The sequence below is a fragment of the Cyanobium sp. BA5m-10 genome (genome assembly GCF_024346255.1).
In the GTDB taxonomy this organism is placed as follows: domain Bacteria; phylum Cyanobacteriota; class Cyanobacteriia; order PCC-6307; family Cyanobiaceae; genus Cyanobium_A; species Cyanobium_A usitatum.
Window position 1 is genome coordinate 1 of the sequence record NZ_JAGQCP010000067.1, and the last position, 10,460, is coordinate 10,460.

The window sequence follows — 10,460 nt, forward strand, 5'->3', positions numbered from 1 at the left end:
TAGCGGAGAGTAGATCACCTTTGATGAAGGCACCATCAAGACCAAGCTTCCAGCTTGCGAATTGATCAGTTCCAGTTTTTTGCCAGATCAGTTCGTACTGAGTGCCTGATTTGGAAGGAGCGACGGCAATAGCTTCCCAGCCTCCACCTGGATTAGTTTTGGAAGCTGGCTGGCCGTTAATGGTGATAAGAATGAATGGTGAATTGCCGTTGATGATGATGTACTGATCAGCAACAATTGAGAGGCTGACGCCTTTGATCGTTTTGATGACTTCTGGCATTGTGCTGTTTAGGTCTCTGAGGTATAATGATGCTTTGAGAATATTGTCCTGCTCTACCGAAGACTCAGCTTGGGCTGCACTTTGCTGTAGTGCTTCAGCGAACTTTTCGAGTTGGCTAAAAGAATGTGTTGTCTGATCATTTTCTTGAAATGCTTTAAGTGTTGCCTGGCTCTCTTCAATAAGGTATCCAATGTTGATTTTAAGACCCAGTAAAGCACTAAGTCCTGGACTCGCGGGTGAGCCCATTTTTTGCATGGCCTCCAAGAGATCAGCTCTGGCAGCGTCAAGCTCGCTTCGCGCGTCATCTAGCTTTTCAATCTCGCTATTGATTTGCTCCGCAGCCTGCACAGCTAGCTCAGGGTAATCTGATGCCTCTATCGATGCTGCTTGGATAGTAAGTGTGGCGTCGCTGATGGCTTCAATTGCAGAGATGAGCTTCTTGGGGAGTTCAACAACATCTCCGGTGTTCGCTAAGAGGACTTCAACTAATTTGAGTGCCGATTCAACGTTCGTGGTGGCTGCTCTTAGCTCAGCGTTAGCCTTTTGATTGGCTGATTGTGTTGAATTGAGCTCCGCTTTCAGATAATCTAGAGTTGAGACATTCTCACCTTTATTTATTGCAGCACTAAGATTGGACTCTGACTCTATTAGCAAGGATTCAAGATCAATCTTGAACTGAGTGGCAACAGAGAGATTGCTATTGGCATGTGCTGCGAAAATGGCTACTAAGCCAAGATCCTGGTATGAAGAGGGCAATAGCGCCAGATTGGCCCACTCTGAGGCGACCAAAATAGAGGCATTAAATTGGCTGAGAAGAATTTCAAGTGCCACTACAAGTTGCTCCATCAACACTGCTACATTGTGATTTTAAGGTGGAGGAACTGCCTAACGTGTCTGAGGCCCAGGAACTGCGCAATGTGCACAATTTCAAGCCCCAGCCTGCGAGTGCACAATCTGTTTCGCGCCGTCAGGAGCATCGGCAGGCTTCGCCACCTCGGTCAAAGTGGCATTATTAAAACTGGTATGGCCAGAGGATCGTGGGCGGCAGTTGAATTTTGGTGATTACGAGCAGTCCACGGCGTATAGATGTTCTTGGCGTAAATTCTTGTTGTCTGCGATCTAGGCCATTTTGACTAGTTTGTGTGAGCTTGTTTATTAGTGCAGCGGCTCGTTGTTTCTCTGGGAATGGATGGACGTCCTGAGGGCGCTGAGGATGCTGGGCTGCTGATTCAAGCCGCTCAAACTTATCCTTTAGTAGATTATGCCTTCTCGTGGCGCCTTGGTTGTGTGGATCACCTTAAGGTGACCTGATTGAAACTCCAGTTTAATTTGAATTAATAACAGAGAGAGCTTTCGCGACGTGTTATCAAGGCCCAATGCGAAAGATTTACCGTTACCTGGGGAGTAGGGTCTGAAGATTCTTGGATTTGACGAGATATAATCATCCTTGATTCTGTCTTCTAGTAAGAGTGATGACTCTTGGCTTAAGAGGCAGGTATAGTAGCCAGACTTATCTCTCGCCAGAAGGCATACACAGTGATATGGTGACCATCCGAGGATCTGCTTACTGGCGGGTAGTGAATTGCCCGGCCTTGAGCTTGGCGAAGATCTCAAGCTTGCTTGGCAACTTCTACTCTATAAGCTTGCGATGCAGCTCGAACCTTGTTCTGGCATTTACCTATCGGTGATGACACCGCAGAGCGCCTCAGAAGGTCAATAGCATATTTAAGCTTAAATTTTATTTCTGGCCGGCCTGGGATGGGCAGCTTCCCTACGTGCTGCAAGCCAATCATTCGGTCCATGCGCCCACGTTGCTCGGTTATGGATGGTCACGTGTTTACCTCCCAAAGATCTCCGAGGCTCTGCCGATGCTGGGTAAGGATCGAGTATAATTAACGATATTGGAATTTTGGCTTTACTAGCTGAAATCACCTTCTCGCTGTTATCCCTGTTGTGAAAAAAATTTTCCACTACGGTCCTCCTCTGCTTCCCGTCTGGCTGGGCAGGCGCTTTGTCGTGCCGATTTTGTTGGCGTCTCTGGCCTGTATTGGTTCTCCCTCCATGGGAAATGGTGTCAGTTCTGAGCGTATTGACCTCACCATTAATGGGATGGTTTGTTCTTTCTGTGTGCAGGGCGTCGAGCGCAAGATCCGTGGTCTACCTGCGACGCAGAATGTCAAGATTGATTTGTCTAAGCGGATTGTTCAGGTTTGGGTGCGTCCTGGGGAGACGATCCAGGATGATCAACTCCGCAAGCTGATTCGTGATGCTGGATTTGATGTCCGTGAAATTAAGCATATAAACTTATCGCCTTAAGACTGGCCGCGAATTGTACGACAATATTTCTGCTTGTATCAACATGATTGTATAAGCTCTTATTTACTTTCTGTTTAGAATCTGTAGCCTAGTCCGCCCATCACGGTGCCGAGGTTGCTGTACCCAACCTCTAGCACAATCCGGTTGTGGAGAAGGCGTAGTTTAGGTATTAGTTCCAGTTCATCAATAACCCCTGGCATCGAGCGAGCCTGGAGTTCAATCCATGGCTGGAAACCTGTATAGGTTGCTTCTGTCAAGGCGGCTCCTACGGTTGCGCTGAAAAGAGGACGCTCGATTCCGGAGGCGAGAAAAAGCAGAGCTTTTGCTTCAAATCGCAGGCGTGTGGTTTCAGCATCGAACTGGATGCCGGGCCGGACAGCGAAACTCAGGGAACTTGGCGTTTCAGCCATGAACTGTAAATACGGCGAGACCGCTGAATTGCTGGATTGATTGTTGGCTGTTGTGCTGGCGATGGAGGTGCTGGTAACCGGCTTCAGAAGATGCTGGTGTGGGTGAGGTGGTATCGGTGGAGTCGGATTTGGAGTCGGATTGGGTGTGTCGGGCTGGTTTGCCGATGCATCCGGGTTCGGGACCGTTACCAGTTCGCTTATACCGCTCGCTCCATATACACCAATTCCGGCAAACAACCAGAGATTGGCTTGTGCATTCGGCATATTCCAGCGACGCACCAGCCGGGTGGCATCCACCAGGATGAAGGTTTCATTCCCTTGCATAGCATGGGATCCCTCGCCTGAAGAGGTACTGCTGTGGCTGTTATCGCCTTGCATGCTTGGAATGTACTGAACCGATGCACCAATACCATTCCTGCGATCAAGGGCTTTGGTGATTGAGATAGTCGACCAGTGAGGATCAATGTCTACCATCACCATAGTACTGCCGGCATAACTCATCGGCAGCGCATGGCTTGGTTGCAAGCTCAGCAAAGAGAATCCGAGACAAGTTGTCAAGGTTGCCTGCAGTGCCTGTTGAGGGTTTTGCAGTAAACGTAGGGTCGACCAGATCATGCTTGTCCCCCTCTGTTGATCAGGCCGATTGTTGGAGTATAGGTAAGATGAATGCGTAAAATCCACCGATCATGAAAGCTGTGCAAGACAAGGCATAAAGTTTGCGGCCCTGGCTTAGGCGTTGTCGGCAGCGGCGTGCCAATGCTGGATCGAGCGAACAGGGCATACGGGAGCTCTGCTGCAAGACAAAACCCGCCACGAGCAGGCTGACGCCCGCGATCCCGAACACCATCAATTTGTGTTGGGAGAGGACCACGATGGCCGGCAGCCAGCTCAGCAGGCTGGCCAGCACCGATCCGGCTCCGATCATCACAAGGGCTGCTGGCAGAGCGCAGCACATCAGGGTGCTGGAGCAAAACAGCAAGGTTAATGCGGCCAGTGAGCGTGGAGCCCGGAGGATGCGCCCAGGATTCCGGCTACGGTATTGATTGCTGAGACCGGAGATAGGGATGGAGTCTGTCATTACGTTCACCTGTTTAGATCGCAGCTGCGACCACGGGTACATTCAGCCAGTTGGCATCAAAACTGGTAATGCCCAGTAGCCTGGCGTTTATGTCCGACGTCTTGTCACCATCAAGGTCGCACTGCATCAATCCATTGGCGAAACGGACCTCGCCTTTGGCGCCTGAGAAGGCATTCGCGGCTATGTATGTCCAAGTTGCATCTGCCCCATTGGTGTTGCGGATGGCGTGGTGCAGAGAAATAAAGTCTTCGCCGGCTTTGAAGTCTGTGATTACATCGGTGCTAACTTCATCGGCGGTGACGTAGTAGAAACCATCGCGTCCAGCTCCGCCAGTGAGCATGTCGTTGCCAAATTCGCCGGCGACGAGGTCATCACCGGCGCCGCCACTAATCACATCATCGCCGGCTCCACCTACAAGCATGTCGTGGCCGTTGTCGCCGCGCAGGTAATCATTGCCATTGCGACCGTTTAGATAGGAGTTATTCGAAGTGGCCTGAATTACATCACCGTTATCGGTGCCATAGGCGATATAGCCAAACTGGCTGAGCAGGGTTGGCGAAAGTGTAATTGGCGCACCGTTGGCAGAGATGGTTGATGATGCGCTTGCGATTGCTGCTGTTGCTGCTGTTGCGGTGCCCGTTGTTGTTGGCAGGGTCGGTGCTGCCAGCACTAGTTCGTCGGGGTGGTGGGCGCTGAAGAAGGGGAATGGTGTGTGGTTACGATGAACTGGTATTGGATCGCCTTCCTTGTAATTGGCTGGATTTTCTGCGGGCACGTAGGGATCGAAGTTGAACATCATCATCGAATCTTCGTGCGCCGTGATGTGGCAGTGGAACGCGAAGGGTCCCTCGAAAGTGCGGAATTTCATGTTGATCACCGCTGTGGTGTTTGGCCCCAGCAACGTGACATCACTCTTGAACTGTTTTTCCGGAAAATATGTTGGGCTTGGTGCAATGCCATTGATGGTCTTCACATGATGCGATTCAAGGTGTATGTGAATGGGGTGCCACCAGCCACCGCTGCCATTAACCAGTGTCCATTGTTCAGCAACACCAACGTGCATGGGGGCGTTTGACAAGTGGCTGTCGTAGTGGGTCTGGTTGATAAGCCAGAGTCCATTGCTCCTATGAAAATTAAAAGTACGTCGGTTGCTTATTTCGGATTCAAGAATTGGTACATCTGCTCTCAGCAGGGTTCCTTCTGCTAAGGGGACGGTGGTGGGTGTTGAGGTGGTTTTAGCGCCCACCACGATCTTCATGATCCGTTCGGAGAAGCCGGTGGTTCCAATCGTCTCAAGTTTTCCCTCTGGTCCTCTGCCACTCGTCTGTTCGGCTGTGTTAACGAGGTACAACACTGTGCCGGGCGCGTAGCGGGAAAAATCCATCACCACATCGGCCCGCTGCGCCGGTGAGATGGTGAAGTCCGTCATTTTGATCGCGTGCGGTAGTAGCCAGGTGTCATTGCCGATGCGCATGTGCTCCTGCATCACGCCGTTCTCATCTTGGACACTTAGATGCCAGTGACGGGCGGCTGCAGCGCCGAGCATGCGCATGCGGTATTGAGTCTGTTCTACTTGAAGATAGGGATAGGATTTTCCATTCACCAACATCACATCACCGAGGTAGCCATCGGTGTCCTTCCCGATTGGGAAGCCTTCGTAGAAAAAGGATCCGTCGGCATTGAAGCGGCGATCGCTCAGAGCCAGGGGAATATCGTAGGGAGAATTGTTATCCATGAATTCCTTTTCATTCCACTCAGCGGGGGATTTCCACCAGCCGGGAAGCACATGATTCTTGATCAGGTCAAGTTCGCGATCATCGAAGGCTAGCCAGAATCCTGCCAAGCCTTTGACTACGTTCAAATCGGTAAGGTCTTCACCGTGGTCGTGATACCACATGGTGGACGGCGATTCGCTCATGATTGGGTTGCCATCTTTGTTCATTGGAACTGTATTCGCGTAGTAGTAATCGCGATACATCCCCTGATTGATGGAAAACGACGGGTAGCCATCGGCGTGGGCAGCATTGTGACCACCGTGTAGGTGTATGCCTTCTCGCTGATTGAGACCTACAGGCATACCAGCCAGCAGAGGAAGATCGTTCCAATGGCGCACCACAACTGGCTGTCCCACCCGGGTCTTGAAGGTGGTGCCAGGCATGGTGCCGTCGTAGCCGAAAATTTGGGTGCTGACTACCTCATTCGCTCCATCCACCACAATCTGCTTGTTGGCCGATTCCCGTTGTGAATACCAGGAGGTGGCCTGGCCACTGGTGTAGTACGGGGTTGTGGTGCCGGCGACGGTACGGTCGTAGAACTCAGGGGCGATGCCGCCGTAGACCTTCTGGGTTGGATCCACGTCCTTATACAGGGCTGGTTGACCACCTGGTGTCCGTTGTGGTGCGAAATTTGTTCCCCAGATGTCTGGCTGGTCGCCGATGTAATCAGGAACCTTCAGGGAAGGCACGGGCAAGGCGGAAGCCCACTTCTTGACGGCGAAGGGGGTGAATTGCGGTTGGAAGATCTCGGTGGTGACCACCGGAGCTTGGGAGGTGTCCTGAATCGTGATCTGCATCGGCAAACCGATTGGAATACCGCCAGGCTTGTCTGAATAGAGCTGGATGACTAGGGTCTCATCTCCTTCCTGTTTGAGATCCTTGTTTAAGGTGTGGAGGAAGGATCCCTTGCCGCCTTGGATCACTAGCTGGCCGAAGATTGCTCCAACGCTGAGATCACTTGGGTCGATGCCATCACCGCTGAATTGGTAATAGAGAATGGTGCCATTTGTAACGTTAGTGGTGGCCACACTGGTGGTCAGGCCCTGACCTTCGCTGAGGATCGTCAGCGAAGGGATGAGTGCATAGGTCGGCACCACTGGGGATATTGAGGTGTCGACGATGACAAATGAGGCCGATCCCACCTGGCCGGCGACACTCAAGCCTGGATCGGTGTACAGGCTGAACTTCAGGGTTTCGCTGCCTTCTGTTTTGAGGTCGTCGCGAAGAACATGGGTAAGGGTGAACTTGCCTTGTGCATCAATCGTTCCCACGCCAGTGGTTGTTCCCGTGCTGAAATCGGCGTTATCGATTCCGGTGCCGGAGAGTAGCCAGTAAAGGTCCGCGCCAGAAGGCAGATTCTGGGTGCTGATCGTGGTGGTGAGAGTGTCTCCCTCGTTGGTCACCGTGGCAGATGTGATGTTGTAGGTGGGCGGCAGCTGACCAATCTGCGTAATTGATGTATCGGAGATGGTGACAAATGCTGTGCTGCCGATGGCCTGGGTTCTGGCTGCATCGCTGAACAGCTTCACCTGCAGCAGTTCATCTCCCTCGGTGCTGAGATCATTAGCGAGGGTGTGGGAGAAGCTCAATAGGCCCTTACTATCCACCATCCCTGAACCTTCTAAAGCGCCCGCACTGAAGTCCTTGCTGTCAATTTTGTTGCCGGAGGCACTCCAGTAGAGACTTGTGCCTGCAGCCACGTTGGTGGTCTGTACGGCGGTGGTGAGAATCTGCCCCTCATTCAGACGCGTGGCTGAGGCCTTGATCTGATAGATGGGCGTTTTTGGTGCTGGCTGCGGCGTCAGCGAGGTGTCAATGATCTGCACCACGGCACTCTTGCCAACCTGCTTGGTGCGGGCTGCATTAGTGAAGAGCTTGATTTCCAGCTTTTCAGCGCCCTCGGTTTTGAGGTCGTTGCTGATTGTGCTGCTAATGCTGAACGTGCCCTGGCTGTCAACGCTGCCTACACCGGTGACGGCACCGTTGCTTAAGTCCGCGGCAGTGATGCCGGTTCCGGCGAGAGACCAGTATAGTTTTGTCCCTTTCTGTACATTCTTCGTTGTGACAGTTGCCTTGAGAGCCTGTCCTTCACTGAGAACAGCCGCCTCCGCCACGACGGCGTAAGTCGGTGTGAGGGCGACGGGCTTTTGGGTTAGGGAGGTGTCCCTGATGCTCACCTTGGTGGTGGTGCCGAGTTGTTTGGTCCGCGCTGAGTCACTGAACAGGCGAATCTCCAGGGTCTCGATGCCTTCGGTGAGCACATCGTTGGCGATCCGGTGCGAGAGGGAAAGCATGCCTTTGCCGCTGGCATCGGTAATGACCGTTCCCTCTCCCGTGAGGCCGCCAGTAGCGAAATCATTGTCGGTGATGTTGGCGCCGCCGAGCGACCAGTAGAGCAACGTTCCCGCGGCTACACCGGTGGTGTGAACCATCGTCGTCAGGCTTTGGCCCTCGTCTATGACGGTTAGGAGTGGGAGGATCTGGTAGTTCATCAAACAACCCGCGGTATTTATGAAGCTTTGTAACCCCCCCTCATTTTTGACTCATGGACGTCCAAGGCGTGGTTCAACCAGCAGAAACTGCGCTATCTGCACAACCTCACAAGCCCCCCTCGCTTCGAGGGCGTAAAAATGGCTTTGTGATAGGCCGACATGGCCAGAGATCGTGGGCGGCTGTCCCCCGAGTCATCATTTTGGCTGGATATGGCTTGGCTGGATATGGCTTTGCCGGCCTAAACCCCTTTCACTGGTCTAGCAACCCCAGGGCGATAGCCAGGGTGTCGGCTTCGCTGGCCGGTTTGTCGTGGCGCCAGCGGGCTATGCGGGGAAAGCGCACGGCGATGCCGCTCTTGTGGCGGCTGGAGCGCTGCAGCCCCTCAAAGGCCAGCTCGAAAACCTGCACCGGCTGCACCGCCCGCACTGGCCCGAAGCGCTCGCTGGTGTGGCTGCGGATCCAGCGATCCAGCGCCGTGATCTCGTCATCGTTGAGGCCGGAGTAGGCCTTGGCGAAACTCACCAACTCCCCCTCGGCGTTCCAGAGCCCAAAGGTGTAATCGGTGAACAGGTTGGCGCGGCGGCCACTGCCGGCCTGGGCGTAGAGCAGCACCGCATCGAGCGTGTAGGGATCGCGCTTGTGCTTCCACCACTGGCCCCGCTTGCGGCCGGCCAGGTAGGGCGAGGCCATGCTCTTGAGCATCAGGCCTTCGGCGGCGGCGCTGGCGGCCTGCAAGCGCAGCGGCTCCAGCTGCTCCCAGGCCGTTAGGGGTAGGCGGGGGGATAGGCGCAGGAGCCCGGCTGCCGGGGTGGGTGTCGTTTCAGGCAGGTCTTGGAGCAGCTCCTCCAGGGCTGAACGGCGCTGGCTCAGGGGGCGCTGGCGCAGGTCGTCGCCCCCCAGCTCCAGCAGGTCGTAGGCCACGAAGGCCGCCGGACACTCGGCCAGCAGCTTGCGCCCTGGCCCCTTGCGGCCCAGGCGGCGCTGCAGCTGGGCGAAGGGGGCGGGCTGGTCGGAGCCGGCGGGCCACACCAGGATCTCGCCGTCGAGCACGGTGCCGTTGGCCAGGCACCTTGCCGCTGCGAGCAATTCGGGGAAGGCGGCACCGATTAATTCTTCGCCGCGGCTCCATAAAAAAACCTCGTTGGCGCGGCGGATCAGCTGGCCGCGGATGCCGTCGAACTTCCACTCCGCTTGCCAATCGCTGGCGGGGCCGGCCGGCTGCTGCTCCAAGGGCGATGCCAGGTAGAAGGGGTAGGGGCGGCTGGGCACCGCTTCGGCTCCATCGGCTGGGGCCAGCAGGGCGGTGAGGGCGGCAGCACTGGGCTTGAAGCCGCCCATCAGCCGGTGCTGCAGCTGCGCTTCCTCCAGCCCACTGAGGCGTGCCAGGGCGCGCACCACCAGCCCCTGGGCCACGCCCACCCGCAGGCCACCGGTGAGCAATTTGTTGGCTACCAGCAGTTCGGATCTGCTGAGGCCCCGCCAAAGCTGCCGCACCGCTTCTGCCTGCTCGCTGCCCTCCAGGGCGGCGGCGGCCGGCAGCAGCTGCTCCATCCAGGTGTGTAGGGAGTGCTGCAGTGGTTCGCTCGCCCCAGCGCCCACCTGGGCCCAGAGCAGGGTGATCGTTTCGGCCGAATCACCAACGTGGGCGTAGCAGTCGTCGAACAACCACTCCGGCAGGGGGGATTCCTCCAGGCAGATCTGGCGCAGACGGCGGCCGGTGATCAGGCGCTTGCCCTGCTTGCCCAGCAGCACGTGCAGGGCCCAGGCGCCATCGGCGGCATCAACACCACTGAAATAGGCGACGAGGGCATCCACCCGGGCCTGGGTGCCGCTACTGGCATCGAGGGCGCTGTAGAGATCGGCGAAGCGACGCATGCCGGTTTCAGCCCGCCAGCGGTTCGGCGCTGATCCCTTCCACCTCGCTCAGGTAGCGGGCCAGGCCGTCGCTGTTGCCGTGGGTCACGTACACCTGCCGGGCGCCGCTCTGCTGCACGCTCTGGATCAGGCCGGGCCAGTCGGCGTGGTCGCTCATCACGAAGCCGCGCTCATAGCCGCGGCGGCGGCGAGCGCCACGCACCGCCATCCAGCCGCTCACGAACGCCGTTTGC

At 55.5% G+C, this 10,460-nt stretch carries 6 protein-coding genes and 1 pseudogene; 1 reads left to right on the forward strand and 6 read right to left on the reverse strand.

What is annotated here, in order from left to right; translation table 11 throughout:
* Positions 1-1,126, reverse strand: a 1,126-nt coding sequence (locus tag KBY85_RS14650) for a hypothetical protein (RefSeq protein ID WP_254962203.1), incomplete at its 3' end; no start/stop codon positions are given.
* 1,107 nt (positions 1,127-2,233) lie between these two features.
* On the opposite strand from KBY85_RS14650, the gene KBY85_RS16015 reads away from it, so the two are divergent.
* On the forward strand, positions 2,234-2,596 hold the full coding sequence (locus tag KBY85_RS16015) for a heavy-metal-associated domain-containing protein (RefSeq protein WP_254962204.1): 363 nt from the start codon (positions 2,234-2,236) through the stop codon (positions 2,594-2,596).
* A gap of 74 nt (positions 2,597-2,670) precedes the next feature.
* Here the strand turns inward: KBY85_RS16015 and KBY85_RS14660 are convergent, their stop codons facing one another.
* The 5 genes and pseudogenes from KBY85_RS14660 to KBY85_RS14680 form a co-directional block, all read right to left on the reverse strand.
* Complete coding sequence (locus KBY85_RS14660; RefSeq protein ID WP_254962205.1) at positions 2,671-3,621, reverse strand: hypothetical protein; 951 nt, start codon at positions 3,619-3,621, stop codon at positions 2,671-2,673.
* 19 nt (positions 3,622-3,640) lie between these two features.
* Positions 3,641-3,931 (reverse strand): hypothetical protein, encoded by a 291-nt coding sequence (locus KBY85_RS14665; protein ID WP_254962206.1) that lies wholly within the window; start codon positions 3,929-3,931, stop codon positions 3,641-3,643.
* A gap of 166 nt (positions 3,932-4,097) precedes the next feature.
* The gene (locus tag KBY85_RS14670; protein WP_254962207.1) at positions 4,098-8,291 is read right to left on the reverse strand and encodes a multicopper oxidase domain-containing protein; all 4,194 of its coding nucleotides are present in this window, start codon (positions 8,289-8,291) and stop codon (positions 4,098-4,100) included.
* Between the two features lie 310 nt (positions 8,292-8,601).
* The gene (locus KBY85_RS14675; protein ID WP_254962209.1) at positions 8,602-10,227 is read right to left on the reverse strand and encodes an ATP-dependent DNA ligase; all 1,626 of its coding nucleotides are present in this window, start codon (positions 10,225-10,227) and stop codon (positions 8,602-8,604) included.
* 7 nt (positions 10,228-10,234) lie between these two features.
* Positions 10,235-10,460 (reverse strand): annotated as a pseudogene (locus KBY85_RS14680) (DNA ligase-associated DEXH box helicase); the annotation flags it as partial.